Below are 281 nucleotides of genomic sequence, written 5' to 3' on the forward strand. Positions count from 1 at the left end.
ACGGTCGTCTTTCAGGCGGCCGTTTTTTGCACCCCTTGAAGAGAGGGGTTGTGTGTATGAAAACTTCAGTAGTAAGTAACGGGCTGTTATGGTTCGGGGCCGGTATTTCCATTGCCGAAATTTTGACAGGCATGCTCGTAGCACCCTTGGGTTTTATCGAAGGGGCGACGGCTATATTAATCGGCCATTTAATCGGCGGCGCCGTTATGTTTGCAGCCGGACTGATCGGAGCCAGGACCGGTGTGGGGTCCATGGAAACCGTAGGGATGGCTTTCGGCAGT

General features: G+C 53.4%; 1 pseudogene. It reads left to right on the plus strand.

The features are described from left to right. Positions 1-56 precede the first annotated feature (56 nt). Positions 57-281 (plus strand): annotated as a pseudogene (locus PGX78_RS06135) (putative hydroxymethylpyrimidine transporter CytX); the annotation flags it as partial.

The sequence above is a fragment of the Megasphaera sp. AF13-6AC genome, assembly GCF_027685385.1.
In the GTDB taxonomy this organism is placed as follows: domain Bacteria; phylum Bacillota; class Negativicutes; order Veillonellales; family Megasphaeraceae; genus Megasphaera; species Megasphaera micronuciformis.